Source organism: Rothia koreensis (assembly GCF_052232265.1).
GTDB lineage: Bacteria > Actinomycetota > Actinomycetes > Actinomycetales > Micrococcaceae > Rothia > Rothia koreensis.
Map to the genome: position 1 here is coordinate 2,659,224 of NZ_CP197643.1, position 25,933 is coordinate 2,685,156.

Sequence of the window (25,933 nt, forward strand, 5' to 3'; positions counted from 1 at the left end):
CCGCACGGTCATCCTCGGGTCAGAGGCTCCACTGGGTGAGCGCATCGGTCATGTGCTCCGGGATATTCGCACCCGTCCGCGGGAACATCCGCAACTCCTCGATGTACTGCTGGGCCGGCAGGCGGTCCTTGTACTTCACGAAGCTCTCCTCGTCCTCGTAGGAGAAGGAGACCTGCGGCGGAACGCCGGGAGTGAAACGGAACATCATGGCGATCGGCGATCCCGCGCCCTCCTGGTAGGAGTCCGACTTGAGCTCCAGGATGTGCAAGGCTTCTTCCGGGATGAGGTCGAAGGTCTTCCGCTGGTCCCAGAATCCGTTGCGGCGCACGTGGGTCAGGGCGTCGTAGTAGGACCCGAGTGCGCGCACGCGGATCAGCACGGTCGACACGTCCCTGGCCGTACCGTTCGGGCCGAAGAGGGTCTTCTGAGCCTCTCCGATGCGCTTCAGCACGTCGGCCTCGGTCAGGACGAGGTTGCCGGGAGCCAGCTGGGTCGTCGAGGGCTTCTGCGGCCCGGTCTGCTCGGAGCTCGAGTACGAGGGCGCGACGTCGGTCTGATCGGCCGTCGAGGGGACGGAATCCGGAAGATCGGCCGCGACGTTCGACGACGACGCGGAATCCGAGCGGCCGTCCTCCCCGTCCCACTGGGAGTCCTCGACGACGTCGGGAACCGGTTCGGATGCATCCGGGGTCCCGCTCTGCCCCGGTGCGGCGGCGGAGTCCTCCGAGGGAGACGCGGAGGACTTGTTCGTTCCGGATCCCGCGGAAGCGGCCGCGCCGCCCGCCACGGCACCGGCAGCGACACCACCGGCAGCCGCACCGCCCACGGCGGCACCGCCCGACGTCGCGTCCTTGCTCGACTTGTCGGCGGGCTGTCCGCCCTTGGCGTTGGCTTCGGAGAAGGACGAGGTCGTGGCCGAGTCCGCCTCGTTGGAGGCCCCGGCCTCCGTGCTCGGAGCATCCGTCACGGCACGAGACTTCTCGGTTCCCGAAACGACCTGGGTCCTCGAGTCGTTCGAGTCCACGCTGTCCTTCGACGAACCTGCGTCCTCGGGCGTGCCCAGGACCGCGTTCGCGTCGTCGCGTCCGGATTCATTGGTCGCATCCGACTTGCGTGCCTCGGCGTCGTCCGCCACGGCGTCGAGCGCTTCGCCGCGCTCCTGGTCGGTCGAGGTGGAGGCGCCCTGCTTCGGTCCGCTGGCTGCCGTTCCGGCTGCGGCTCCCGCCGCGCCGCCGGCGGCGGCGCCCGATGCGGTCGCGGTCCCCGCCTTGCTCGCAGACGTCGAGCCGGATGCCTCCCCGGACCCCGAGGCGTCGGATTCTCCGCCGCGGGAGAGCGTGGTCGGCAGGGTCTGCGTGTAGGCCTCGCGAACCTGCTCGTTGGAATTCGGGTAGGTGTACTCGACCTCCACCGAGCGTCGGCCCTCGCGCACCGAGGAGATCATGATCTCGGCACGGCGCCAGGGGCCGTTCTCGCTCGCCTGCGCCGCCGTGTAGAGCTTGGCGACGGCGTCGAACCAGGGCGACTGCGTATCGACCGTGGTCTTGCGTTCTGGCTTCTCGCTCGGGTCCATGACCGCGGTCATTTCGTTGCCCCGCTGATTCAGCTGGAGCGTGGCCACGCGGTCGGACTCCATCATCTTGACGATGTCCGGAAGGCCGTTGGTCGTCGGAAGCTCGGGGCGGTCCGGCAGAGCCCGAACTTCCGAGCCGGCAGTATCTTCGTCCTGCCGCTCCGTTCCGTTCAGCTCATCGTCCGAACGCCGCGCGGCGTCGTCGTCCGAGTTCTTGCGGAAAAGCTTGAAAGCCACGACTCACCTTGATTTTCTGCGCCCGCACGGGCGCCTCGAGATCTGCCCCACTCGCACGGGACAAGAATGTTGAACCCTATTCTGCCGTCAGTCTATCGAGGATCAGGGGCCTTGCGACATCCACCGGGCCCGATGAAGAAATCTCAAAGCCGCCGTCCAGAGTTTTCAGGGCTCGGTCGAAGCGCTCTGGCGTGTCGGTCAGCAGGGTCATCAGGGGCTGGCCCGCCTCGACCCGGTCACCCGGCTTCGCGTGCAACCGGACTCCCGCACCCGCCTGCACCGGATCCTCCTTGCGGGTGCGTCCGGCCCCGAGCCTCCACGAGGCGGTGCCCACGGCCAGCGCATCGAGGCGGCTCAACGTGCCCGATTGCGGTGCGGTCAGAACATGCGACTCGCGTGCCGTGGGAAGCGCGGCCTCAGGGTCTCCGCCCTGCGCACGAATCATGTCCTTCCAGACGTCCATGGCCCGCCCGTCCGCGAGCGCCTCGGCCGGGTCCTCGTCGATTCCGGAGGCCAAGAGCATTTCCCGAGCAAGCGCCACGGTCAGCTCCACGACGTCGTCGGGCCCGCCACCGGCCAGGACCTCGACCGATTCCTCGACCTCGATCGCGTTCCCGACGGTGAGCCCCAAGGGGGCGGACATGTCCGTCAGCAGGGCCGTGGTGCGCACCCCCGCGTCGTCTCCCAGATCGACCATCGTCTGCGCGAGCAGTCTGGCCGAGGCCTCGTCCTTCATGAAGGCCCCCGGGCCCACCTTGACGTCCAGGACCAGGGAATCCGTGCCCTCGGCGATCTTCTTGGACATGATCGAGGAAGCGATCAGCGGAACGGCTTCGACCGTTCCGGTCACGTCGCGCAACGCATACAGTTTCTTGTCCGCCGGGGCCAGCCCGGTACCGGCCGCGCAGATCACGGCCCCGACGCTCCCCAGGATCCGCATCATGCCCTCGTTGCTGAGGGACGCCTGCCACCCGGGGATCGATTCCAGCTTGTCCAATGTGCCCCCGGTGTGCCCGAGGCCCCTGCCGGAGAGCTGCGGCACGGCGACCCCGTAGACGGCCACGAGGGGTGCGAGCGGCAGCGTGATCTTGTCCCCCACCCCGCCGGTCGAGTGCTTGTCGGCAGTCGCGATCTTGCCCCGCGGCCCGAGGATCGGGGAAAAGTCCAGTCGCTCGCCGCTGGCAATCATCGCTCGCGTCCAACGAGCGGTCTCCTCCGGCTCCATGCCCCTGAGATAAATCGCCATGGCCAGCGCGGACATCTGTTCGTCCGCGACCGTGCCCCTCGTATAGGCGTCCACGACCCAGTCGATCTGGTCTGCGCTCAGTGACCCGCCGTCACGTTTCGTGCGGATGACGTCGACCGCGTCGAATTCTTCGCTCATCGCTCAGGTGTCCTTTGCTCGGGGTGGTCGGGGAGGTTGTCGGTATCAGGTCGGCCGGACGTCGAATCCGCCGACGTCGTGCGGGCCGAAGGCTTGGGGAAGCACCTCGTCCATGGTTCGCGGTCCTTCCGGGGTGAGGATCCTCATCTCCGGCGCGCAGTGCTCGTTCAGCAGCTGACGGCATCGTCCGCACGGCATGATGATGTCCTCCGCGCCGTTGAGGCACACGAAGTCCGTGAGCCTGCCGCCGCCCGTGCGGAACAGATCCGAGACCATCGAGCATTCGGCACACAGCGTCACGCCGTACGAGGCGTTCTCGATGTTGGCCCCGACGACGATCCGGCCGTCCTCGGTTCGGCCGGCGGCGCCCACGGGATAGTTCGAGTACGGGCTGTAGGACCTTCCGAGGGCCTCGCGGGCCGCGTCGATCAACGGCCCCCACCGGGGATCGTCGACAGGGGGTGTGCTCATGCGATCACTCCTTGACATACGGGACGCCGCTGGCTGCGGGTCCGCGGGAACGGCCGACCAGCCCGGTCACGGCCGCGATGGTCACCAGGTAAGGCAACATGGCCAGGAACTGGCTCGGAACCGTGGTCCCGAGAAGGGAGAGGACCGACTGCAGGTTGGTCGCAAATCCGAAGAGCAGCGCGGCGAACAACGCGCCGAACGGGCGCCACCTGCCGAAGATCAGTGCGGCCAACGCGATGTACCCCTGGCCGGCCGTCATGTCCTTGTTGAAGGAGGAGACCGAGACGAGCGTGAAGAATGCGCCGCCCATGCCTGCCACGGCGCCGGCCACCAGCACGTTCCAGAAGCGCAGACGGTTGACGTTGACTCCGAGCGTGTCGGCCGCCTTCGGGTGCTCGCCCACCGCACGGGTTCGCAATCCCCATCGGGTCCTGGTCAGGCAGTACCAGATCAGGAAGACGACGCCGTACATCAGGTACACGATCACGGACTGGTCGAACAGCACCGGGCCGATCACCGGGATCTTCGACAGCACCGGCACCGCGTAATCCGGCAGGTGGTCCGGGGCATTCAGACCGACATTGGAGCGCGAGAGCACCGTCGAGTAGAGGAAACCCGTCAGACCGGAGACCAGCACATTGACCACAACGCCCACGATCACCTGGTTGACCAGGTACTTGATCGAGAACACGGCCAGGACCAGGGACACCAGAACTGCTCCGAGCATCGCGGCGAGGAGACCTACCCAGGCATTGTGCGACACGGATCCGGCAACGGCCGCGGAGAACGCACCGAACAGCAGTTGCCCCTCGATCGCGATGTTCACGACGCCGCTGCGTTCGCACAACAAACCGGACATCGACCCGAAAATCAGCGGCACGGCGAGCGTCAGTGAGCCTCCGAGCAAACCCGGCAGGGAAAGACTGTTGCTGTCCGCGTGGCTGACCGCCCACACCAGCATGGCGATCACGAAGGCCGCCCAGAACACTGCCGTGCACCACCAGGGAACCTTGCGTCCCTTCGAGCCGGCCGTCCACGCGACGGCGGCCATACAGATCGCGACGACGGCGAGCACCCAGCCCGTCACCCGGGACCCCAGGGCGACGTCGCCCAGGCGTATGGTGTCCCGAGTCTCCGAGAGCCTGAACACGACCGTGTCGTCGGCCGCGCTGATGGCGCAGACCAGCAGCGTGACAAGGGCAAGGACCGTGAAGATGATGGCGGTGCGCCAGTGCCTGACCACGGTCTTCTCCGGTTCGGAGGACTCGGGTGGCCGGACGGAGTTTCTGTTTTCCTGGACGGCGGTGCTCACTGGGCTGCTCCTGCCTTGGGTGCGGATGCCTTGCGGGCCTTTTTGTCGCGGCCGGTCTTCGACGGGTCGGGCAGGCGGAAGATCGCGCGGACCAGCGGCGGGGCCGCAATGAACAGAACGATCAACGATTGGACCACCAGAACGATGTTGATGTTGGTTCCGGTATTCGTCTGCATCGCCACTCCCCCTGCACGGAAGGCGCCGTAGAGAAGGCCGGCCCAAAAAGTCCCCCAGGGTTTCGACCGTCCGAGGAGCGCAACGGTGATCGCGTCGAATCCGAAGGACGCCGCGACGTCGCCCGTCAGGACCTTCTCCGTGCCCGAGATCTGGGAGACTCCGGCCATCCCGGAGAGACCACCCGCCATGACCATCACGACGATGTATCCGGCGGTCACGTTGATTCCCGCGGTCTTCGATGCTTCGGGGTTCGAGCCGACCGCGCGAAGCCGGAATCCGACCGTGGAGCGGTTGATCATCCACGAAACCAGCAGGACCGCCAGAATGGCCAGGACGAATCCCCAGTGGAGCCGGAAGGAGTCGCCGAACAGCCTGGGCAGTTGGGCGCTCCGGTCAATCTGCGGAGAGATCGGGTTCGTGGATCCTTCCCTCTGGAATCCCGGCGTGGTGAGGACGTACAGGACCAGGTTCAGGGCCACATAGTTGAGCATGATGCACAGGATCACTTCGTGGGCACCGGTCTTCGCCTTGAGCAATCCGACCAGACCACCCCACACTGCACCGCCCAGCATGCCCCCGACGATCACCAGGATCAGGTGAATCGCTACCGGCAGGTGCCAGCTGAATCCGATGTACCCGGCCACGATGGCGCCGAGGATGATCTGCCCCTGCGCGCCGATGTTGAACAGGCCCGATCGGAACGAAATGGCGACGCCCAGGCCAGCGAAGATGAGCGGTGTCGCAATGGTCAGCGTCTCGGTCAGAGGATAGATCCGTTGGGTCCAGTCCTCGCCGTGCGGGTCGAAGATTGCACCTTCGAACAGCGCCACGTAGGCCGAGCTGGCGGCCTTCCACGCGGCCTCGAAGGTGTCGCTCGGACGGTTGAAGAAATAATTCATGCGGGTGAGCACCCGCTGGTCCGTGAAGACGATGAGAAGTCCGCCGACGACGAGGGCGGCGACCAGCGCGGCCACGGAGAGAACGAGCGGCGACGACGTGAAACGGTACGCCAGAGACGGCTTCTCCGGCCCCGAGGCCCAGGGCGGTGTGACGGGAGCGGCCGCCGCACCTTCGGAGGCCGCTCCCGCGCCGTCCACGGGCGGCGCGACGGGCTGCTGCGACTCTGACGAGCTCATGCGGGCTCTCCTTCGGTGGTGTTCTGGACCGCGGGCTGCGACGCGTCCGCCTGGAGCTCTTCCGCCGTGGCACCGGCCATCATCTGTCCGAGCATCTCGCGCGGAACGTCCGGGCCCACGATGCCCATCAGGCGTCCGTGGTGGAATACGGCGATACGGTCCGCGAGTGCATAGACCTCATCCAGCTCGGTCGAGACGATCACGACCGGGGTTCCGGCGTCGCGCTCGGCGACGATCCGCTCGTGGATGAATTCGATCGATCCGACGTCCACCCCGCGCGTCGGTTGGGAGGCGACGAGGAGCTTGAGCGGCCTCGAAAGCTCCCTGGCGACGACGACCTTCTGCTGGTTGCCGCCCGAGAGCGTCGCCACATGGTCGGACACCGAATTCATCCGGATGTCGAAGGCCGCTGCCTTCTTGCGCGCGTTGGATCTGATCGCGCCGCGCCGGAGCGACGGCCCGGCAGAAAACTGCTTGGTGTCGAATTGATTGAGCACCAGGTTTTCCTCAATGCTGAAGGTCCCGACAAGACCGTCGACGGTTCTGTCCTCAGGGACGAAGCCGACGCCGGAGTCGATGATCTTCTTGGTGGTCATTCCCAACAGGTCCTCACCGTCCAGGACGATGCGTCCTGTGGCCTTCGGGTGCAGGCCCATGACCGTCTCCGTGAACTCGGTCTGGCCGTTGCCCTGGACACCGGCGATCGCGACGATTTCGCCGCCGCGGACGTCCAGGTCGATCCCATCGAGAACCGTGACCCCCGTGTCCGAGACGAGGGAGAGATCGCGAACAGAAAAGGTGTTGTCACCGTACTGTGGGGCTTCCTTGTCCACGGTGAGGTTCACGTCGTGGCCCACCATCATGGAGGCCAGTTCGGTGGTCGCGGCGGTCGGGGCCACGGTACCGACGACCTTGCCGCGACGGATCACGGTGATCTCGTCGGAAACCGCACACACCTCGCGCAGTTTGTGGGAGATGAACAGCAAGGATTTTCCGTCGTCGCGCAGCTGGGCCATGATCGCCAACAACTCGTCGGTTTCCCCCGGCGTCAGTACGGCGGTCGGCTCGTCGAGGATGAGAATCTCTGCGTCGCGCACCAGGGCCTTGATGATTTCGACCCGTTGCTGCACGCCCACGGGCAGGTCCTCGACGACGGCGTCCGGGTCGACACGGAACCCGTACCGGTCCGAGATCTCACGGATGCGGCGACGCGTCTGTTCGAGGTCCAGGCTGGTGCCCCGCGTGGATTCGGCGCCGAGGGCCACGTTCTCGGCGACCGTGAAGACCGGGACGAGCATGAAGTGCTGGTGGACCATCCCGATGCCGGCTCGCATGGCCTCTCCGGGACCGGCGAACCGTTTCTCCTGCCCGTCCAGCAGGATGTGGCCCTCGGTCGGTTCGTACAGACCGTAGATCACGTTCATGAGGGTCGATTTTCCGGCCCCGTTCTCTCCCAGGAGGCAGTGCACGGTTCCCGGTTCGACCACGAGGTCGATCGAGTCATTGGCCGTGAACGCGCCGAAGCGTTTCGTCACTGACCGCAATTCGAGTTTCATCGTCGAGGGTCCTTACTGCTTCTTGACCAGGCTGGCCTTGGATTCGACAGGGACCTCTCCGTTGCTGATCCTGGTCTTGAGGTCCTTCAGCTCATCCTTCATGTCGTCGGAGACGTTGCCCGACTGGTCATGGAACGGAGCGAGCCCGACGCCGTCGTTCGCGAGGTCTCCGATGTACGGCTCATTGGTGAACTTGCCGTCCATGTCGGCGACGTAGGCGTCCTCGACCGCGTCGCCCATCTTCTTGATCACCGAGGTCAGAACGTACTCCTGGCCCCCGGCGAGGGTTTCGTATCCGTCCGAGTCGACCCAGATGATGCGGGCCGGGTTCTTGGGTTCGTCTGTGTTGAACCCATTGACGGCGTCCATGGCCCCGTTGCCCACGGGACCCGCCACGGGCATCACGATGTCGGCGCCCTCGTTCAGGAAGTTCTGGGTGGTCGTCTTGCCCTTGCCCGTGTCCTCGAAGTCGCCGGTGAAGCTCCCTGTCTGCTTGTCGACGTCCCAGCCCAGCAAGGACACGTCCTTGCCCTTCTGCTGGTTGTAGTAGTTGACCCCTTCGGCGAATCCGTCCATGAAGATCGTGACCGTGGGGATCTCCTGTCCCCCGAAGGTCGCGACCTTGCCGGTCTTGGTCGACCCTGCGGCCAGGTAGCCGGCGAGGAAGGCCGCCTGCGAGGTGTCATAGATGATGGGCCGGACATTGGGAAGGCCGATCGAGTCGTCGTCCACGGTCGCGAAGTGCTTGTCCGGGTGGGCCTCCGCGGTGGATTTCGTGACGTCCGACAGGTTGAAACCGACCGTGACGGTCAGACCGCACCCGCCCCGGACCATGGAGCTCACGTTGGGCTCGTAGTCCGTGATGGCCTGGGACTCTGCCTGCTTGGTCTCGATGCCGTAGTCGTCCTTGGCCTTCAGCAGGCCTTCGTAGGAGTTCTGATTGAAGGAGCGGTCGTCGAAGCCGCCGGAGTCCGAGACGATACAGCCGGTGTAATCGGAGCGGTCCTGGGCAATGTCCGCGTCTTCGTCGGGTGCGGGCGCGCATCCGGTGAGCAAGAGCGCCGATGCACTGATGATGGCGCCGCCGGTCACCAACGTTCGGCGCAGGCCCTGGGGGAAAAGGACGGGCATGAGGTACCTCCGGGTGCGCCGCCGACCACGTGGCGGCGGATTCCCTGCCCGTGCGGCGGCCGCGAATGATCTGCGGTGTGCACCACAGTGTAGCCCCTCATAAGCCCTTTTGCTGGGAGCCTCCCGGGTCGGAACTCAGAGTTTGCCCTGATCGCCACGCCGTTGGTGGTTGATGGCCCGCAGAGCGGTCGCGGTCATGACACGCATGCCGCACTCGATGGCCCGCTCGTCCGCCACGTAATCCGCCTGGTGCAGGTCGTAGGTCTGTCCACCCGGCGGGCGGGTTCCGAGCCGCATCATCGACCCCGGCACCTCCTGGAGCATCCAGGCGAAGTCCTCGCCGCCCATCGACTGTTCCATGAGAACCACGGAGTCCTCCCCCAGCTCGGCTCGCGCCGCGTTCTCCAGCAAGGTGGTTTCGGTCTCCGTGTTGACCACCGGTGGGACGCCCTGGACGTGTTCGAGTTCGACCTCGACGCCGTAGGGAGCGGCAACCTGCTCGACCACCTCGTCCAGCAGCTCCGCGGCCTTGTACCACGCATCCGCGTCCAGACACCTCATGGTTCCGGCCATGTAACCGGTCGCCGGAATCGCGTTCGGGGCCACCCCGGCCTCGATCTGCCCCCAGACCACCAGGACCCCGGCTCTGACATCGAGATTCCTGGACAACACCGCAGGAACGTTGATCGCGATCTGACCCATCGCGTAGATCAGGTCCTCCGTGAGGTGGGGCCGGGACGTGTGGCCCCCGTGTCCTCGAACGGTCAATTTGATCGTGTCGGTCGCCGACGTGATCGCACCGATGCGCGTGCCCACCTGACCGACGTCGACCTTCGGCTCGCAGTGGAGCGCGAAGGCACGCGGAACGTCCTTCAGCACACCCTCCTTGATGACCGAGACTGCGCCCCCGGGAAGCTTTTCCTCGGCGGGTTGGAAGATGATGCGGACCGTGCCGGCCAGTGGGGCAGACGAATCGATGTCCGCGAGGGTCAGGGCGACGCCGAGCATGACGCTCTGGTGGATGTCGTGGCCGCACGCGTGCATGACCCCTTCGTTGATCGAGGCGAAGTCCAGTCCGGTGTTCTCCTCGATGGGCAGTGCATCGATGTCCGCACGCAGCGCGACGGCGATCGGCCCCCGGCCGATGTCCACGTAGCACCCGGTGTACTTGAATCGCACCGGGTGGAGCCCCGCCTGCTCGAGGCGGGCCATGATGCGGTCGGTCGTCCGATGCTCACGGAAGGACAGCTCCGGGTGCTGATGGATCGTGCGACGGAACTCGATCAGCTCATCCACGAACTTGGCGACGAGCGGAGTGACGTGCAGCGGACTTCCGGATGCTGAGAGTGACGGACTATTACCCATACAAGCGACCTTAGCGCCCGGACCCGGGTTCGCGCCCACGTTGCAAACGTGTCAGAACATGACGACGCCGCCCGCGTCCCCTGGGGAACGCGGGCGGCGTCGTTGATTCGCTGCGGTGCGGCGTCGCGTCAGAAAGCGCGGGCCAGAACCGCCTGCTTGACCTCGGCGATCGCCTTGGTGACCTGGATGCCGCGGGGGCAGGCCTCGGTGCAGTTGAAGGTCGTCCGGCAGCGCCACACGCCTTCCTTGTCATTGAGGATCTCCAGGCGCAGGTCGCCGGCGTCGTCACGCGAATCGAAGATGAAACGGTGAGCGTTGACGATCGCCGCCGGTCCGAAGTACTGACCGTCGGTCCAGAAGACGGGGCACGAAGACGTACAGGCCGCGCAGAGGATGCACTTCGTCGTGTCGTCGAACCGGTCCCGGTCTTCCTGGGACTGGTAGCGTTCGCGCTCCGGCTCGTGTCCCTCGTTCATGAGGAACGGCATGATCTCGCGGTAGGACTGGAAGAAGGGCTCCATGTCCACGATCAGGTCCTTCTCACAGGGCAGGCCCTTGATCGCTTCGACCGTGACCGGCTTGGACAGGTCGAGGTCCTTCAGAAGGGTCTTGCATGCCAGTCGGTTGCGGCCGTTGATGCGCATCGCGTCGGAACCGCACACACCGTGGGCGCAGGAGCGGCGGAACGACAGCGAACCGTCGATCTCCCACTTGACCTTGTGCAGTGCGTCCAGGACTCGGTCCGTGCCGAACATCTCCAGCTCGTAGCCCTCCCAGTGCGCCTCCTCGGAGACCTCGGGATTGTAACGACGGACCTTCAAGGTCAGGTTGTACGTGGGGATCTCTCCCCCGCCACCGGACTCACCCGGCAGATCGACCTTCGAAGCCGGCTCGGCTGCTTCCTTTTCCTGAGTAGTCATTAGTACTTACGCTCCATCGGCTCGTAGCGGGTGAAGATCACCGGCTTGGTCTCGAGGCGAATGCCGGCGACGCTGTCGGTCTCGGCACCTTCGTCCAGGTAGGCCATCGAGTGCTTCATGAACTTGTCGTCGTCGCGGTTGGGGAAGTCCTCGCGGAAGTGGCCTCCGCGGGATTCCTCGCGGTGCAGGGCCGCAACGGACATGACCTTGGCGAGCTCCAGCAGGAAGCCCAGTTCCACGGCCTCGAGGAGATCCAGGTTGAAGCGCTTGCCCTGGTCCTGGATCTGGATGTGCTTGTAACGCTCCTGGAGATCGGCGATCTTGTCCAGCGCGTTGTGGATCGTGTCGGCTGTGCGGAACACCTGCATGTCGGCGTCCATGACGTCCTGCAGTTCCTTGCGGAGCACGGCCACCTTCTGGTCGCCCTTGCCGTTGCGCATGAGGTCCAGCAGATCCTGCGTCGGCTGGGCCGCGTCCTCCGGGACGGGCAGGAAGTCCGCGGTCGCCGCGTACTCCGCAGCCTTGATTCCGGCGCGCTTGCCGAACACGTTGATGTCGAGCAACGAGTTCGTTCCCAGGCGGTTGGAGCCGTGCACGGACACGCAGGCGACCTCGCCCGCCGCGTAGAGTCCGGGGACCGTCTCCTCCGAGTTGCGGTACACCTCGGCGTCGATGTTGGTGGGGATGCCACCCATCGCGTAGTGGGCCGTCGGGAACACCGGGACGGGCTCGGTGTACGGCTCGACGCCCAGGTAGGTGCGCGCGAACTCGGTGATGTCCGGGAGCTTGGCGTCGATGTGCTCCGGCTCGAGGTGGGTCAGGTCCAGCAGGACGTAGTCCTTGTTGGGCCCGCAACCTCGGCCCTCGCGAACCTCGTTGGCCATCGAGCGGGCCACAATGTCACGCGGAGCAAGGTCCTTGATCGTCGGGGCGTAGCGCTCCATGAAGCGTTCGCCCTCGGAGTTGCGGAGGATTCCGCCCTCGCCTCGGGCCGCCTCGGAGACCAGGATGCCCAGCCCCGCGAGACCCGTCGGGTGGAACTGGACGAATTCCATGTCTTCCAGCGGCAGGCCGTTGCGGAAGGCGATGGCCATGCCATCACCGGTCAGCGTGTGCGCGTTCGAGGTGGTCTTGAAGATCTTGCCGCAACCGCCCGAGGCGAAGACGATCGACTTCGCCTGGAACACGTGGACTTCGCCGGTGGCCAGATCGTAGGTCACGACGCCGGACGGCCGGGGCTTGCCGTCGACCTCGGTCATGACCAGGTCGAGCACGTAGTACTCGTTGAAGAACTCGACGTTGTGCTTGACGCAGTTCTGGTACAGCGTCTGGAGAATCATGTGGCCCGTGCGGTCCGCCGCGTAGCACGCACGGCGAACGGGCGACTTGCCGTGGTCGCGCGTGTGTCCGCCGAAGCGACGCTGGTCGATCCGGCCCTCGGGGGTGCGGTTGAACGGCAGGCCCATCTTTTCGAGGTCCAGCACGGCGTCAATGGCTTCCTTGGCCATGACCTCGGCGGCGTCCTGGTCCACCAGGTAGTCGCCACCCTTGATGGTGTCGAAGGTGTGCCACTCCCAGTTGTCTTCCTCGACATTGGCCAGCGCCGCACACATTCCGCCCTGGGCCGCACCGGTGTGCGAACGGGTCGGGTAGATCTTGGTCAGTACGGCGGTGCGGGCGCGCTGGCCGGATTCGATGGCTGCGCGCATACCGGCACCGCCGGCACCGACGATGACCACATCGTACTTGTGAAGCTGCATTCTTGGATGCTCTTTCCTTGTTGAGTCTCTGTAGGTGTGGGGCGGAGCGCCGTCCTGCCCCGGCGTCGTGATCCGGCCGCGGCTACGGTGCCGGGCAGAAGGACGGAACCAGCGAGGGATCTGCTCCCGTGGGGCACGGGGAGAAGGTGAAAATCACCAGGGTGCCGACGAGCAGGATGAACCCGGAAGCGAGGAAGAGCAGGGTCTTGAGCCAGAAACGGGTCCTGTCCTTCTCGGCGTAGTCGTCGATCACGGTGCGCACGCCGTTGGTCCCGTGGATCATGGCCAGCCAGAGCATGATGAGGTCCCAGGTCTGCCAGAAGGGATTGGCCCACTTGCCTCCGACGAAGCCGAAGTCGATCGCGTGGACCCCGTCTCCCATCATGAGGTTGACGAAAAGGTGCCCGAAGATCAGGACGATCAGCAGAACACCCGAGACGCGCATGTACAGCCACGCGAACATCTCGAAGTTGTTGCGCTTGGAGCCCGAGCGGTTGTACTTGATGCCATCGACGCTATTGTCCCGGCTCCTGGGGACCGCGATGCGAGTTTTCAACGGAGTTGCCATGGGTTAGTGACCTCCAAAAACGATGGCGAGGTGGCGGACGAGGAACGGCACGACGGCAATGACCCAGAGGATCAGCACGCCCCACAGCATCGCTTTCTGGTTCTTGGCCCCGTTCTTCCAGAAGTCGATCAGGATGATTCGGAGACCGTTGAAGGCGTGGTAGACGATCGCGGCGACCAGGCCCGCCTCGCCGAGACCCATGATGGGGTTCTTGTACGTGGCAATCACGTGGTTGTAGGCCTCCGGGGAAACCCGGACGAGTGCCGTATCAAGCACGTGGACAAGCAAGAAGAAGAAGATTGCGATGCCTGTGACGCGATGAGCCACCCAGGACCACATGCCCTGGCGGCCTCTGTAGAGGGTGCCCTTGGATGTATTCGGCACTGAATAACCTCCCTGTTTCATCAACCGGAGGGCCGCGGCGTCGGTCTTCCTTCCGGCGAGGGGCCCACGAATGCACTGCCACTGCGCAGACCGGGCGGGCCCGGGCGTCATGAGTGAGCGAGTTCTCCTGTCAGATTACCAGCAGCCGGAACGCTTAGTGACACCATGTCGACGCCGCTCTCCCGCGGCCTTCCGGGGAGAATAGGCCACAGTTTCTTGGCCTAATGCCGTGCTTCCCACTCATTCCGCCGATGCGATCGAGAGGGGAATCCGGAGTTCGGGTCGAGGCGCCCCGAAGGCACGCACGACGCCCTTGCGATTTATGACGAACGCAACCGGTACGATGTGTGCGATGAAAGCACCACATGCGCACTTCCACCCGTTTGTCCCGGCCGGTGGTGTCGGGTCCCGCCTTTGGCCTCTGTCCAGGGCCGATGCACCGAAATTCCTGCTCGATCTGACGGGCAGCGGACACTCGCTCCTGCGCTCGACCTACGAGCGCCTGATCGATCTCAGCTCCAGTGGTGTGATGATTGTCACGGGGCGCACCCACGCGCAAGCCGTGCGGAGCCAGTTGCCCGAATGTTCCGAGTCGGATCTGGTGCTGGAGCCCTCTCCCAAGGATTCTGGTGCGGCCATTGGGTTGGCCTCGGCGATCATCAGCCTCCGGGACCCCGAGGCCATCGTCGGCTCGTTCGCGGCGGATCATGTGGTGGAGCCGACGGAGGAATTCCACCGCGTCGTCGAAGAAGCGGTGCAGACCGCGGCCACGGGCCGCATCGTGACCATCGGCATCACACCGACCTCCCCTTCCACGGGGTTCGGCTACATCCGCGCGAGCGAAAGCCTCGGCCTGGAGGCCGCGCCGTCCGCGATGAAGGTCGACGAATTCGTGGAGAAACCGGACGAGGACACCGCACGCTCGTACGTCCGCAGCGGTGAGTACACCTGGAATGCGGGCATGTTCGTTGCCCCGGCCAAACTCCTGCTGAGCCATCTGGCGGCGAACCAGCCCGAGTTGCACGCGGGCATCATGGAGATCGCCGAAGCCTGGGAGACCGACGAACGCGACGCGGTCATGGACCGGGTTTGGCCCAGCCTGCCCAAGATCGCGATCGACTACGCGGTGGCCGAGCCCGCGGCCGCGGCGGGCGACGTCGCGATGGTCCCCGCATCCTTCACCTGGGACGACGTCGGGGACTTCGCGGCCATCAGCCGACTCAACCGCGCCGTGAACGTGGACGAGGTTGCCGTGATCGGCAAGAACAAGAGAGTCATGACGGACAACGCCTCCGGCATCGTCGCCTCGGACACCAGCCGCATCGTCGCCTTGATCGGGGTCGAGGACATCGTCGTGGTCGACACCCAGGACGCACTGCTGGTCACGACCCAGGAGCACGCCCAAAGGGTCAAGGATGCCGTCAATGCGCTCAAGGAGAACGGGGACACCGACGTCCTCTGATCCGCGTCGGCACGGGCTCGGTGGCCTGGCCTGCGGCCGGGAGCGTCGTCCCCCGATCGGGCGTCCGGTGCGAGGCGCTCAGCGGAGGTCGACGCCGCCCAGGGACCGCCACCCGGTTTCGTCACCGATGTAGGCGTCCAGCCCAGTGACCGGGAACGTCGCGGTGAAGTCCCGGAAATCTGCCAGCGCGGCCTCGAGCGTCCGCCGGCCCTCGTTCTGCGTCAGCGTCATGTGCGGGTGATAGAGAAACGGCGATGCGCTGTCCAAAAGTTTCAGGCACCGGTTGTGCAGTTCGTGGAGAAACTCCGTGCCCTCCCCCACGGACAGGAAGACCACGTCACTTATCGGACGGAACGTCCCGGTTCCGGTGAGGGTGATGCGCCCCGGACCGAGCCCCAGGCACTGATCCTCGAATTCCGAGAGGAACCGTTCGGCGCTTTCCTCCGGACGCTCGCCCAACTCCGCGATGAGTACCGTGATGTGCAGAGGGTGCCCCGGGTGCGAACAATGGTGGGATCGCCATTGCATGACGTCCTCGTGCACGCATGCGGGCACGTCCAGGACAAGGCTCAGATAGCTCTTGCCCGGAAGAATCGTGGGGCTCACACCGATCTGTCCCCGATCGGCGGGACCCGTTGAGACCTTGGTTTGCACTACTCAGCCCCGCGGTGCAAGGAATCCCATATGTTCATAGGCTGACGCAACGGTCGGAGCCGCGATCTCCCGCGCCTTGGCCGCTCCGATGGCCAGCAACCTGTCCAGTTCGGCCGGGTCGTCCATGATTTCCAGGGTGCGTTCCCTGATCGGACCGAGGACGTCCACGGCGACGTCGGCCAGCCCAACCTTCAGGTGGCCGTACATCTTGCCCTCGTACTCGGCGACGATGTCCTCGACGGACCGACCGGTCAGGGACGAATAAATGGTCAACAGGTTCGAAACGCCCGGCTTGTTCTCCCGGTCGAAGCGAATCTCGGTGCCGTCGTCGGTCACCGCGGACTTGATCTTCTTGGCCAGTTTCTTCGGATCGTCCAGCAACCAGATGATGCCGCTCTCCGAGGCCGCCGACTTGGACATCTTCGCCGAGGGATTCTGCAGGTCGTAGATCTTGGCGGTATCGCCGAGGATCTTGGCCTCGGGAACCACAAACGTCTCGCCGAACCGGGCGTTGAATCGCTGGGCGAGATTGCGGGTCAGCTCGAGGTGCTGCCGCTGGTCCTCCCCCACCGGTACCTGATCGGTCTGGTACAGCAGGATGTCCGCTGCCATGAGCATCGGATAGGCGTACAGGCCCGCCGAGGTGTTCTCTGATCCCTGCTTCGCGGCCTTGTCCTTGAACTGCGTCATGCGGCGGGCCTCGCCGTCTCCGGTGATGCAAGTGAGCAACCACGCCAATTGGCTGTGCTCCGGGACATGGGACTGGACGAAGAACGGCGTCGTCGTCGGATCGATACCGGCGGCGATGTACTGGGCGGCGGTCTTCCTGGTCCGTTCCGCGAGATGCTCGGGGTCCTGCGGGACCGTGATCGCGTGGAGGTCCGGAATGAAATAGATGCACTCGTTCTCGGCCTGCATGTCCACCCAATTGCGGACCGCCCCGACGTAGTTGCCCAGGTGAAGGGAGTCAGCCGAAGGCTGCGCACCGGAGAAGACTCTCGGTGCGCCGGTGGATGCGTTGGGGATGGTGCGTTCTGTCATGCTGTTCTTTTCTGCTCTCTGCGGCCCCGAAGCCCACCGGTTCCGGTGGGCTCGGGAGGCGCAACGTCTAGAAGTGGTAGTCGACCACGAGCGGGGCGTGATCAGAGAAGCGGGTGTCGTAGCTCGGGGCCCGATCCACCACGGCGTTCTGCGCGGCCTCCGCCAGGGCCGGGGTCGCCATGTGGTAGTCGATCCGCCAGCCGGCGTCGTTGTCGAATGCCTGGCCCCGGTAGGACCACCAGGTGTACGGGCCCGGCACCTCGCCTGCCAGGCCGCGGGCGACATCGCGGTATCCGAGGTCGCCGAAGAACCGGTCGAAGTAGGCGCGCTCCTCAGGAAGGAACCCGGCGTTCTTGACGTTGCCCTTCCAATTCTTGATGTCGAGCTCGGTGTGCCCCACGTTGAGGTCGCCGACGATCAGAGCGTGGTCCGAATGCTGCGCGAGCGCCGGGAGTCGTTCCACCATCACATCCAGGAACCTGTACTTGTCGTCCTGGCGCTCCGTGCCCACCTCGCCCGAGTGGACGTAGGCGGAGACCACCGTGAGTGTCTGCCCGTTGGGCAGTTCGTAGTCGGCTTCGACCCATCGCCCCGCGTGTGCGAAGTAATCGACGCCGATGTTCTCCCGCGTCGCCACGGGCTGACCGGACAGCCGGGAGGGCCGGTCCTCGGTGTCCTTGCGGGTCGCAATCGCAACACCCGCGCGGCCCTTGGCCTCGGCCTCGGCGTGCAGGATGTCCCAGTCCTCTTCTCCGAGGAGTTCGCGGAGCTTCGCGTCAGGAGCCCTCACCTCCTGGAGGCAGAGGACATCGATGTCCCTGTTCTCGAGCCAGTCCCCCATGGTCTGTTTCTTCTTGGGGTTGTAGGCGGCCCGAATACCATTGACGTTCACGGTTGCGATGCGCAGGCTGTTGGCGTCCCTGGCGGTCTGGTCCATAAAGTCTCGGCCTTCCTCGTGATTCTTCCGCTGGTTCGCACACGGTCCCGCCGTGCGGATTCAGACGTACTCGTGGACGATCAATGCTTTCGCAACCGGCTGGTCGAGTGGTTCTAGTCCACGACCGTACCGTCGACGGTGTCCTGGGACTGAACCATACCCATCCCGTTCTTGGCCGTGAAATTGATGGTGTCGATGGCCCGGTCCACGACTTCCTGGTCCGCCTGGTCACCCTTGGCAAGTTCTTCCTTGAGGACCTTGTTCTGGACCAGCACGATCTGGAAGGAATGCGCGAGTTTTTGGTCACGCATGGCGTCGGCTTCGGGAACCGCTGAGGTCCCGGACGAGGGCGCACGCATCTGGGCGTCCTCGAGATCGCTCTGCAACTTCCTGACGGCGTTCTTCCCGAAGCGGAGCGTTCCCCGGACCAGGAAGAGGGCGTAGGCCGCGAGCGCCAACCAGCCGAGAGCGATGGCCGCCAGGATCCAGCCCAGCACGGACTGCTCATTCGCGGCGGAAATCACGGCGAAGACGAAGATCAGAACCATCACCGCCATGCCGATCACGGTGGCCCAGAAGGCTCTTCCGCTGGCCGCGCTTCTGGTCTGTGCATTGCCCACACGGGCGTCTGAAGTTCCGATCGGTTGCATGGCCCCCATTGTACAAGTCCGCGGCCGGGCGTTTTCCGCCCCTCAGCATCACACGACGACGCCGGCCCCGGCGTTTCTCGCCGGGGCCGGCGCTCGTTTCTCTAGGCCTCCGCCGCTTCTCTTTCGGCCCTCTGGACGACGTTGACCAGCAGCATCGCCCGGGTCATGGGACCCACGCCGCCGGGGTTCGGCGAATACCACGATGACTTGGCCGCCGCGTCCGGGTGGATGTCACCCGTGAGCTTCTTCTTGCCCGTTTCCGGGTCCAGGACCCGGGACACCCCGACGTCCAGAAGGATCGCACCATCGGCCACCTGGTCGGGGCGCACGGCGTGCGGAACACCGATCGCGGCGACGATGATGTCCGCCCGGGCGAGGACGTCGTCGAGGTCCTTGGTCCCGGTGTGCGCCATGGTCACGGTCGCGTTGATGTCCCGACGGGACAACAACAGACCCAGCGGTCGGCCCACCGTGATCCCCCGGCCCAGGACCACGACGTTCTTTCCGACCAAGTTGATGCCGTGACGGTGCATGAGCTCGATGATGCCGTTCGGCGTGCACGGCAACGGGGAATCGATATCGCCGTACACATTCAGCACGAGCTTGCCGAGGTTGGTCGGGTGGAGACCGTCGGCGTCCTTGTCCGGATCGATCCTGCCCAGGATCCTGTTCGTGTCGATGTGCGGCGGCAGGGGGAGCTGAACAATGTATCCCGTGCATTCGGGGTTCGCGTTCAGCTCGTCGATGACCTGTTCGAGTTCTTCCTGGCTGACGTCTTCGGGCAGGTCGCGCCGGATCGAGGCGATGCCCACCTCGGCGCAGTCCCGGTGCTTCCCGCCAACGTAGGAACGAGAGGCCGGGTCGTCCCCGACCAGCACGGTTCCCAGCCCCGGAGTGATGCCCCGGGCCCTGAGCTCGTCCACGCGGTCACGCAGTTCGTTCTTGATCGCACCGGCCGTGGCCGTTCCGTCGAGAACCTTCGGAAATGTTTCCTGCTGGGTGTCGGTGTTGATGTCCGAATACCTTTCCTGCTGTGCGGTTGTCGCGTTCACCATTCCTCGAGGCCCTCATAGAGGGGGAACTGCTCGGCAAGCTTCTCGACCCTGGCGCGCAGGGCGTCGACGTCGACCCCCGGCTTGAGCGCTTCGGCGATGATGTCGGCAACTTCGGCAAATTCTTCGCGCCCGAAACCACGCGTCGCCAGAGCGGGCGTGCCGATGCGCAGGCCCGAGGTCACCATGGGCGGGCGCGGATCGTTGGGAACCGCGTTGCGATTGACCGTGATGCCGACCTCGTGCAGGATGTCCTCCGCCTGCTTGCCGTCCAGTTCGGAGTGACGCAAGTCCACGAGCACCAGGTGCACGTCGGTGCCCCCGGAGAGAACCGAGATGCCGTGCTCGGCGACGTCGTCCGCGGTCAAGCGGTCGGCGAGAATCTGCGACCCTTCGACCGTCCTCTTCTGCCGGTCCTTGAACTCCTCGCTCGCGGCGATCTTGAAGGCAACCGCCTTGCCCGCGATGACGTGCATCAGCGGACCGCCCTGCTGTCCCGGGAAGACCGCCGAGTCGATCTTCTTCCTGAGCTCCTCGGTGCACAGGATCACGCCGGACCGCGGGCCCGCCAACGTCTTGTGAACGGTCGAGGTCACCACGTGGGCGTGGGGCACCGGGTTCGCGTGGATGCCGGCGGCGACCAGACCGGCGAAATGCGCCATGTCGACCCACAGGTACGCGCCGACCTCATCCGCGATCTCGCGGAAACGCTCGAAATCCTGTTCGCGCGGGTAGGCGGACCACCCGGCGACGATGACCTTGGGCTTGGCCTCCAGAGCGACCTCACGGACGCGGTCCATGTCCAGCCGGCCCGTCTCCGGATCGACCTCGTAGGCCGCGATGTTGTACAGCTTGCCGGACACGTTGAGCTTCATCCCGTGGGTCAGGTGGCCGCCGTGGGCCAGGGACAGCCCCATCAGGGTGTCCCCCGGCTGCATGAGTGCCATCATCACGGCGGCGTTGGCCTGTGCGCCGGAGTGGGGCTGGACATTCGCGTGCTCCGCGCCGAACAGCGACTTGGCCCGCTCCCGCGCCAGGTCCTCGACGACGTCGACGTGCTCGCATCCGCCGTAGTAGCGGCGGCCCGGGTAGCCTTCCGCATACTTGTTGGTCAGCACCGAGCCCTGCGCCTCCAGGACGGCGCGCGGGGCGAAGTTCTCCGAAGCGATCATCTCGAGGGTCGCTCGCTGGCGGCCCAGTTCCTTGTCGATGGCCTGCGAGACCTCGGGGTCCAGCTCTGCCAGCGGCCGGTTGTTGACATCCTGCACGGACGAGTTGCTCATAGTTCTCCTGGGGCTGACTCCACGCCTGCGACGTGGCACGCGAATGGCTTCCGGACCATCCTATGTCACGCAGAGCCCCGGCACGCCTCCGTTTCACGGTGCTACGTGGATCGTCCAGCCATCGGTGAAAGCCATCGAACATGGACGGCTCGTCGTACCACCGGACGGCGTGAGCGTGTTTAATGGTTGCCTGAGCCAACAGGAAAGGTCCTTGATGAACTCTCTCACCTCGCTCGGAGCCAGTGATCCCTTGAACCTCCGCTCCGGTTCCCCGTATCGACCGGACTCGAGCACCACGAGAGAAAACCGATCGCAGATGCCTCTGTCGGTCCCGCAGAAGGCCGTCATCTTCGATATGGACGGAGTCGTCACGGACACCGCATCCGTGCATTCGAACGCGTGGAAGAAGCTCTTCGATGCGATCCTCGCGGATCCCCGCCTCGAGCCCTCGAAGGGTCACGACGCAGGGGACATCGACCGCAGGGAATTCAGCATCTCCACGGATTACAGGTCCTACGTGGACGGTCGCGCCCGCGAGGACGGCGTGCGCACTCTTCTGGCCTCGCGTCACGCCGCACTCCCCGAAGGCAGCGAGGACGACCCCGCGGGGCAGTGGACCGTCCAGGGCCAGTCGCGCCTCAAGAACGACTACTTCCAGGAAGAACTCGAGTCCAACGGCGTCACGGTGTTCAAGGGCACCGTCTCGCTCGCGCGCAGGCTCCAGCGAAGCGGAGTGCCGATCGCGTTGGTCACCGCGTCCAGGAACTCGTCCTCGGTTCTCGAGGCCGCTGGGCTCGACGACCTGTTCGACCTCGTCATCGACGGAACCTACGCGCTCGAGAACAATGTGCCCGGAAAACCTGCGCCGGACATGTTCCTGGCCGCGGCCCGCCAGCTCGGGGTCTCCCCCGCCGAGGCTGCCGTCATCGAGGACGCCGTGTCCGGGGTCCAGGCGGCGCGTGCGGGAGGATTCGGGCTCGTCGTCGGGATCAACCGCCACGGCGACCGCAACGAGTTGGAGGAAGCCGGCGCCGATCTGGTCCACAACGACGTCGGGGAACTCGACCTGGGTGCGGAGCGGAACGACTCGTGGAAGCTCGTGTTCCACGGTTTCGACCCTGAGCAGGAAGGCCATCGCGAGGCCCTGCTGACCCTGGCCAACGGGTACATGGGGGTTCGTGGCTGTCGGCCCGAACGCGGGGACGACGGCGTCCACTACCCCGGCACGTACGTGGCCGGCCTGTTCAACCGCGTGGTCTCCCACATCAATGGCCGCGACCTCGAGCACGAGTCGATGGTCAATCTGCCGAACTTCCAGTTTTTCGATGTCCGCCTCCGAGGCGGGGACTGGTGGTCCGAGGGCGGCATGACCCCTCTGGACGAGGTCACCGAGTTGGACCTGCGCCACGGGGTTCTCACCCGGACCTGTCTGCTCGAAGAGGTGCCCAGCACGGATACCGAGCCCGTCTCGGAGACGCCCCGTCGGGTCCGGATCTTGCAGAAGCGCCTGGTGTCGATGGAGAACCGGCACCTGGCAGCCATGGAGACCACCGTGACGCCGCTGGGTTGGACGGGACGCATCCACGTCCGGAGCGGCATCGACCCGAACGTCACGAACAACAACGTCGCGGAATACCGCGAACTCGCGCGCCACCATCTGGTCGCGGAAGCCTCCACCACACTTCCGGACAACACGCTAATCAATGTCGTGCGCACCAACCAGTCGGGGCACGAGGTCGCCGTCGCCCAGCGGACAACGGTCAACAGCTCGGTGACCTCGAGGCTCGAGCGGGAGATCCGGCCGGGCGGCGTCGAGATGCGTCGCTACAGGGTCGATGGGCAGGACGGCAAAGAGGTCGTGTTCGACACGACCACGGCCCTGGTGACGTCCCGCGATTCGGCCATCGCCTCCGCGGTGCTCGGCGCGGTCGAAGCCCTGAACAGGACCGACAACGGGTTCTACGCGCTGTACGGCCCGCACCAGAAGGCGTGGTCCAGGCTGTGGGCCCGCTTCGCCGTGGATATCGAGACCGATGTGACCACGATGCTCGCCCTGCGCCTGCACATCTTCCACATCGTCCAGACGCTCGGCCCCAACATGGAGCTCAACGACGCCGGCGTCACGGCCCGCGGGCTGCATGGGGAGGGCTATCGCGGTCACATCTTCTGGGACGAGATCTTCATCCTCCCGATCATCACGATGCGTCTTCCCTTCGTGACCCGTTCGCTCCTGCAGTACCGGTGGGCGCGGTTGCCCGCGGCACGAGACAAGGCCACGGAGTTCGGGGCCCGCGGCGCCATGTTCCCGTGGCAGTCCGGATCCGACGGGCGGGAGGAGACTCCCGTGGAGCTCTACAACCCCCATTCGGACCGGTGGATGCCGGACAACTCGTGGCGACAGTTCCACGTCGGGCTCGCGATCGCCTACAACTCGTGGACGTACTACACGGCCACGGGCGACACGAGCTGGCTGGCGCACCAGGGCGCGGAGCTCATGGTCGAGATCGCTCGGTTCTTCACCTCGTTGGTCACCTTCGATGCGGAGGACAAGCGGTACCACATCGAGGGTGCCATGGGACCGGACGAATACCACGACGGCTACCCCGGTTCCGTGGACGGCGGAGGCCTGAAGGACAACGCCTACACGAATGTCCTGGCCGCGTGGCTCTTCCGGCACACGGTCGAGATCTTCGAGGAGCTGCCCGAGCACCAGGCCCTGCGGGTGACGTCGGCCAACAACGTGACCGAAGCCGAACTCGCTGCCTGGCAGCACATGGCCGCGAACATGGCCGTTCCCTTCAACCGGAACGGTACGATCAGCCAGTTCGACGGTTACGACGACCTGGCCGAGATCGATTGGGACCACTACCGCCGCAAGTACGGCAACATCGGTCGCATGGACCTCATCCTCGAGGCCGAGGACGACGCGACGAACAACTACAAACTGTCCAAGCAGGCCGACACGTTGATGCTCGTGTATCTCTTCGGCCAGCGCGGCCTGCAGGAACAGCTCTCGTTGCTGGGTTACGACGTCACTCTGGCCAAGATCGAGGAGACCATCGACTACTACCTCGCCCGCACGTCCAACGGATCGACCCTCTCCCGGGTCGTGACCGCCTCGATCATGTCGCGCGTGGATCCTCGCCATTCGTGGAGCGTCTACCAGGACGCCCTCATGGCCGACCTGGACGACACCCAGGGCGGTACGACTCAGGAAGGCATTCACCTGGGCGCGATGTGCGGGACGCTCGACGTCGTGCAGCGCGCCTACGCCGGCGTGCAGGTGCTGACCGATTGCATCCAGCTGGAGCCCTCGATGCCCGAGGAGCTGAAGTCGGTGGGCTTCGAGGTCCAGTACCACGGCCAATTGTTGGACGTTTTCATCGATGCGACGCGCGTCCGTCTCTCGGCCAGATCCAAGAAGGCGAGCGCGGTCCGCGTGCGGGTGGGCGACTTCGAGACTGTCCTCCAGGGTGGGGACTCCTGCGAGTACCGACTCGAGGACCTGCACGCCGTGAAGCGCTAGCCGCCGGGGCCCTCCCCTTCCGCTCCCGCTCCCGCTCGTCCCGAGGTGGCAATCTTGTGCGGTTTCGGCCCTCCGAACCGCACAAGATTGCCACCTCGCGATGGGGGTAGAGGTGATGTCGACGACGTCGCGCGCATCCGCGGTTCGGTTCGATGGGGGTTACCCGATCGAGAGGCGATGGCCCCTGTGAGGAGGCGGTTCAGCAACCACCCAACGGGGGCAAACTGCTCCTCATCGGGTAATCGCCACCCCACGAGGACGGATGCGACAGGCAGTGGCGCAAGGTAACCGCCCGCACCCAGACGCCCACTCCCAGTCGCCCGCTCCCAGCCGCACGGTCCCGGCCACCCACCGGTCCGTCCCGGGAGACCGTGCCTCAGTCGCGCGCGGCGGAGCGGCGGCGCAGGAACGCTGCGAGGAGTGCGCCGGAGACGTTGTGCCACACCGAGAAGACCGCGCCGGGCAACGCGGCCTCGGGGGTGAAGTATGTTCTGGCCAGCGAGGTCGCCAATCCGGAGTTCTGCATCCCCACCTCGATCGCGGTGGTCCGTCGGGCGGACACGGGCACCCTGAACAGTGTTGCCGCGCCATAGCCCAGCAGATATCCGAGCCCGTTGTGGAGCACGACGGCGAGGAGCACGAGCAGGCCGGCGGAAACGATGGCCGCAGCCGATCCGGCGACCACGATCGCGACGATCACGGAAATGGCCGCGACCGAAATCCACGGCAGTGCGGGCGTCACGGCGACCACGACGCGCGGGAGCAGGCCGCGGACCACGAGGCCCAGGACCACCGGAATCAGCACGACCTCGAGGATCGAGAGCATCATGTCGGTACCGCTCACGTCCATCCTCTCCCCCGCGAGCCACACGGCCAACAACGGGGTCAGGAAGGGGGCGATGAGGGTAGAGATCGACGTCATCGCCACGGAGAGGGCGACGTCGCCCTTGGCCAGGTAGGACACGACGTTCGACGCCGTGCCGCCCGGGCAGCAGCCCACCAGGATCACGCCGACCGCCAATTCCGGCGGAAGCTGGAGGGCCCACGAGACCAGAAAACCCAGCAGGGGCATGATCACGAACTGTGCGACCACTCCGATCACCACGGGTACGGGGTTCTTGACCACCAACGCGATATCGGGCGCGGTCAGGGTGAGGCCCATGCCGAACATGATGATGCCCAGCAGAGGATTGACCCATCCCGCGAATCCGGCGAAAGCACCGGGCAGGAGGAAGCCCAGCACGCCCGCGGCGAGGATCAGCAGGGGAAAGATCGTCACCGCGTAGAGGGCGTTGCGTTCTTCGGACTTCTTGGCAGGACCAGGGGTCCCTGACTGGGTGGAGTGCATGAGCAC

General features: G+C 65.4%; 21 protein-coding genes. 2 read left to right on the plus strand and 19 right to left on the minus strand.

Annotated features, from left to right (window positions below):
* Positions 1-19 precede the first annotated feature (19 nt).
* The 12 genes from ACTSLZ_RS11870 to sdhC all read right to left on the minus strand — a co-directional run bounded on the left by ACTSLZ_RS11870 (position 20) and on the right by sdhC (position 13,995).
* Positions 20-1,810: a hypothetical protein gene (locus ACTSLZ_RS11870; RefSeq protein WP_443095143.1), complete on the minus strand. Its 1,791-nt coding sequence runs from the start codon at positions 1,808-1,810 to the stop codon at positions 20-22.
* A 76-nt stretch (positions 1,811-1,886) separates the two neighbouring features.
* Entirely contained in the window at positions 1,887-3,194 is a 1,308-nt protein-coding gene (locus ACTSLZ_RS11875) for a thymidine phosphorylase (RefSeq protein WP_443095144.1), read from the minus strand.
* A 45-nt stretch (positions 3,195-3,239) separates the two neighbouring features.
* Positions 3,240-3,665 (minus strand): cytidine deaminase, encoded by a 426-nt coding sequence (locus tag ACTSLZ_RS11880; RefSeq protein ID WP_238692331.1) that lies wholly within the window; start codon positions 3,663-3,665, stop codon positions 3,240-3,242.
* 4 nt (positions 3,666-3,669) lie between these two features.
* Positions 3,670-4,977 (minus strand): ABC transporter permease, encoded by a 1,308-nt coding sequence (locus tag ACTSLZ_RS11885; protein WP_443095145.1) that lies wholly within the window; start codon positions 4,975-4,977, stop codon positions 3,670-3,672.
* The gene (locus tag ACTSLZ_RS11890; RefSeq protein ID WP_436595151.1) at positions 4,974-6,290 is read right to left on the minus strand and encodes an ABC transporter permease; all 1,317 of its coding nucleotides are present in this window, start codon (positions 6,288-6,290) and stop codon (positions 4,974-4,976) included. Before ACTSLZ_RS11890 ends, ACTSLZ_RS11885 begins: the two co-directional genes overlap by 4 nt.
* Positions 6,287-7,846: an ABC transporter ATP-binding protein gene (locus ACTSLZ_RS11895; protein ID WP_443095146.1), complete on the minus strand. Its 1,560-nt coding sequence runs from the start codon at positions 7,844-7,846 to the stop codon at positions 6,287-6,289. Before ACTSLZ_RS11895 ends, ACTSLZ_RS11890 begins: the two co-directional genes overlap by 4 nt.
* 12 nt (positions 7,847-7,858) lie before the next feature.
* On the minus strand, positions 7,859-8,977 hold the full coding sequence (locus ACTSLZ_RS11900) for a BMP family lipoprotein (RefSeq protein WP_443095147.1): 1,119 nt from the start codon (positions 8,975-8,977) through the stop codon (positions 7,859-7,861).
* 135 nt (positions 8,978-9,112) lie between these two features.
* The gene (locus ACTSLZ_RS11905; RefSeq protein WP_443095148.1) at positions 9,113-10,342 is read right to left on the minus strand and encodes an amidohydrolase; all 1,230 of its coding nucleotides are present in this window, start codon (positions 10,340-10,342) and stop codon (positions 9,113-9,115) included.
* Between the two features lie 128 nt (positions 10,343-10,470).
* Positions 10,471-11,262, minus strand: coding sequence for a succinate dehydrogenase iron-sulfur subunit (locus ACTSLZ_RS11910; protein ID WP_443095149.1), 792 nt, complete (start codon positions 11,260-11,262; stop codon positions 10,471-10,473).
* Positions 11,262-13,022, minus strand: coding sequence for a succinate dehydrogenase flavoprotein subunit (gene sdhA / locus ACTSLZ_RS11915; protein WP_129315014.1), 1,761 nt, complete (start codon positions 13,020-13,022; stop codon positions 11,262-11,264). The genes ACTSLZ_RS11910 and sdhA overlap by 1 nt, the downstream gene beginning before the upstream one ends.
* Before the next feature lie 82 nt (positions 13,023-13,104).
* Positions 13,105-13,590: a succinate dehydrogenase hydrophobic membrane anchor subunit gene (locus ACTSLZ_RS11920; protein WP_129315012.1), complete on the minus strand. Its 486-nt coding sequence runs from the start codon at positions 13,588-13,590 to the stop codon at positions 13,105-13,107.
* Positions 13,591-13,593: 3 nt separating this feature from the next.
* A complete protein-coding gene (gene sdhC / locus ACTSLZ_RS11925; RefSeq protein WP_129315108.1) occupies positions 13,594-13,995 on the minus strand; it encodes a succinate dehydrogenase, cytochrome b556 subunit in 402 nt (133 codons plus the stop codon).
* Between the two features lie 331 nt (positions 13,996-14,326).
* On the opposite strand from sdhC, the gene ACTSLZ_RS11930 reads away from it, so the two are divergent.
* Positions 14,327-15,436 (plus strand): mannose-1-phosphate guanylyltransferase, encoded by a 1,110-nt coding sequence (locus ACTSLZ_RS11930; RefSeq protein ID WP_238692330.1) that lies wholly within the window; start codon positions 14,327-14,329, stop codon positions 15,434-15,436.
* Positions 15,437-15,514: 78 nt separating this feature from the next.
* Here ACTSLZ_RS11930 and ACTSLZ_RS11935 read toward each other — a convergent pair whose 3' ends face one another.
* From ACTSLZ_RS11935 to glyA, 6 genes are all read right to left on the minus strand, one after another.
* A complete protein-coding gene (locus tag ACTSLZ_RS11935; RefSeq protein ID WP_443095150.1) occupies positions 15,515-16,042 on the minus strand; it encodes a 2'-5' RNA ligase family protein in 528 nt (175 codons plus the stop codon).
* A 51-nt stretch (positions 16,043-16,093) separates the two neighbouring features.
* A complete protein-coding gene (trpS, locus tag ACTSLZ_RS11940; protein ID WP_129315006.1) occupies positions 16,094-17,131 on the minus strand; it encodes a tryptophan--tRNA ligase in 1,038 nt (345 codons plus the stop codon).
* Positions 17,132-17,198: 67 nt separating this feature from the next.
* Positions 17,199-18,068, minus strand: coding sequence for an exodeoxyribonuclease III (locus tag ACTSLZ_RS11945; protein WP_397555934.1), 870 nt, complete (start codon positions 18,066-18,068; stop codon positions 17,199-17,201).
* 113 nt (positions 18,069-18,181) lie between these two features.
* Positions 18,182-18,718 carry a hypothetical protein gene (locus tag ACTSLZ_RS11950; protein WP_129315002.1) on the minus strand — a complete coding sequence of 179 codons (537 nt, stop codon included), beginning with the start codon at positions 18,716-18,718 and terminating at the stop codon, positions 18,182-18,184.
* 101 nt (positions 18,719-18,819) lie between these two features.
* On the minus strand, positions 18,820-19,773 hold the full coding sequence (locus ACTSLZ_RS11955; RefSeq protein WP_129315000.1) for a bifunctional methylenetetrahydrofolate dehydrogenase/methenyltetrahydrofolate cyclohydrolase: 954 nt from the start codon (positions 19,771-19,773) through the stop codon (positions 18,820-18,822).
* Positions 19,767-21,053 (minus strand): serine hydroxymethyltransferase, encoded by a 1,287-nt coding sequence (glyA, locus tag ACTSLZ_RS11960; RefSeq protein ID WP_129314998.1) that lies wholly within the window; start codon positions 21,051-21,053, stop codon positions 19,767-19,769. The genes ACTSLZ_RS11955 and glyA overlap by 7 nt, the downstream gene beginning before the upstream one ends.
* 214 nt (positions 21,054-21,267) lie before the next feature.
* Here glyA and ACTSLZ_RS11965 point away from each other — a divergent pair, with 214 nt between their 5' ends.
* Entirely contained in the window at positions 21,268-24,579 is a 3,312-nt protein-coding gene (locus ACTSLZ_RS11965; RefSeq protein ID WP_443095151.1) for a beta-phosphoglucomutase family hydrolase, read from the plus strand.
* 376 nt (positions 24,580-24,955) lie between these two features.
* Here the strand turns inward: ACTSLZ_RS11965 and ACTSLZ_RS11970 are convergent, their stop codons facing one another.
* Positions 24,956-25,927, minus strand: a complete 972-nt coding sequence (locus ACTSLZ_RS11970) for a bile acid:sodium symporter family protein (RefSeq protein ID WP_443095152.1) — start codon at positions 25,925-25,927, stop codon at positions 24,956-24,958.
* Positions 25,928-25,933: the final 6 nt, after the last annotated feature.

Bases quoted from the DNA above. Each gene is read 5' to 3' on its own strand.
- ACTSLZ_RS11875 (WP_443095144.1), bottom strand. From the start codon at position 3,194: ATGAGCGAAGAATTCGACGCGGTCGACGTCATCCGCACGAAACGTGAC.
- ACTSLZ_RS11880 (WP_238692331.1), bottom strand. From the start codon at position 3,665: ATGAGCACACCCCCTGTCGACGATCCCCGGTGGGGGCCGTTGATCGAC.
- ACTSLZ_RS11890 (WP_436595151.1), bottom strand. From the start codon at position 6,290: ATGAGCTCGTCAGAGTCGCAGCAGCCCGTCGCGCCGCCCGTGGACGGC.
- ACTSLZ_RS11895 (WP_443095146.1), bottom strand. From the start codon at position 7,846: ATGAAACTCGAATTGCGGTCAGTGACGAAACGCTTCGGCGCGTTCACG.
- ACTSLZ_RS11900 (WP_443095147.1), bottom strand. From the start codon at position 8,977: ATGCCCGTCCTTTTCCCCCAGGGCCTGCGCCGAACGTTGGTGACCGGC.
- ACTSLZ_RS11905 (WP_443095148.1), bottom strand. From the start codon at position 10,342: ATGGGTAATAGTCCGTCACTCTCAGCATCCGGAAGTCCGCTGCACGTC.
- ACTSLZ_RS11910 (WP_443095149.1), bottom strand. From the start codon at position 11,262: ATGACTACTCAGGAAAAGGAAGCAGCCGAGCCGGCTTCGAAGGTCGAT.
- sdhA (WP_129315014.1), bottom strand. From the start codon at position 13,022: ATGCAGCTTCACAAGTACGATGTGGTCATCGTCGGTGCCGGCGGTGCC.
- ACTSLZ_RS11920 (WP_129315012.1), bottom strand. From the start codon at position 13,590: ATGGCAACTCCGTTGAAAACTCGCATCGCGGTCCCCAGGAGCCGGGAC.
- sdhC (WP_129315108.1), bottom strand. From the start codon at position 13,995: ATGAAACAGGGAGGTTATTCAGTGCCGAATACATCCAAGGGCACCCTC.
- ACTSLZ_RS11930 (WP_238692330.1), top strand. From the start codon at position 14,327: ATGAAAGCACCACATGCGCACTTCCACCCGTTTGTCCCGGCCGGTGGT.
- trpS (WP_129315006.1), bottom strand. From the start codon at position 17,131: ATGACAGAACGCACCATCCCCAACGCATCCACCGGCGCACCGAGAGTC.
- ACTSLZ_RS11945 (WP_397555934.1), bottom strand. From the start codon at position 18,068: ATGGACCAGACCGCCAGGGACGCCAACAGCCTGCGCATCGCAACCGTG.
- ACTSLZ_RS11950 (WP_129315002.1), bottom strand. From the start codon at position 18,718: ATGCAACCGATCGGAACTTCAGACGCCCGTGTGGGCAATGCACAGACC.
- ACTSLZ_RS11955 (WP_129315000.1), bottom strand. From the start codon at position 19,773: ATGGTGAACGCGACAACCGCACAGCAGGAAAGGTATTCGGACATCAAC.
- glyA (WP_129314998.1), bottom strand. From the start codon at position 21,053: ATGAGCAACTCGTCCGTGCAGGATGTCAACAACCGGCCGCTGGCAGAG.
- ACTSLZ_RS11965 (WP_443095151.1), top strand. From the start codon at position 21,268: ATGAACTCTCTCACCTCGCTCGGAGCCAGTGATCCCTTGAACCTCCGC.
- ACTSLZ_RS11970 (WP_443095152.1), bottom strand. From the start codon at position 25,927: ATGCACTCCACCCAGTCAGGGACCCCTGGTCCTGCCAAGAAGTCCGAA.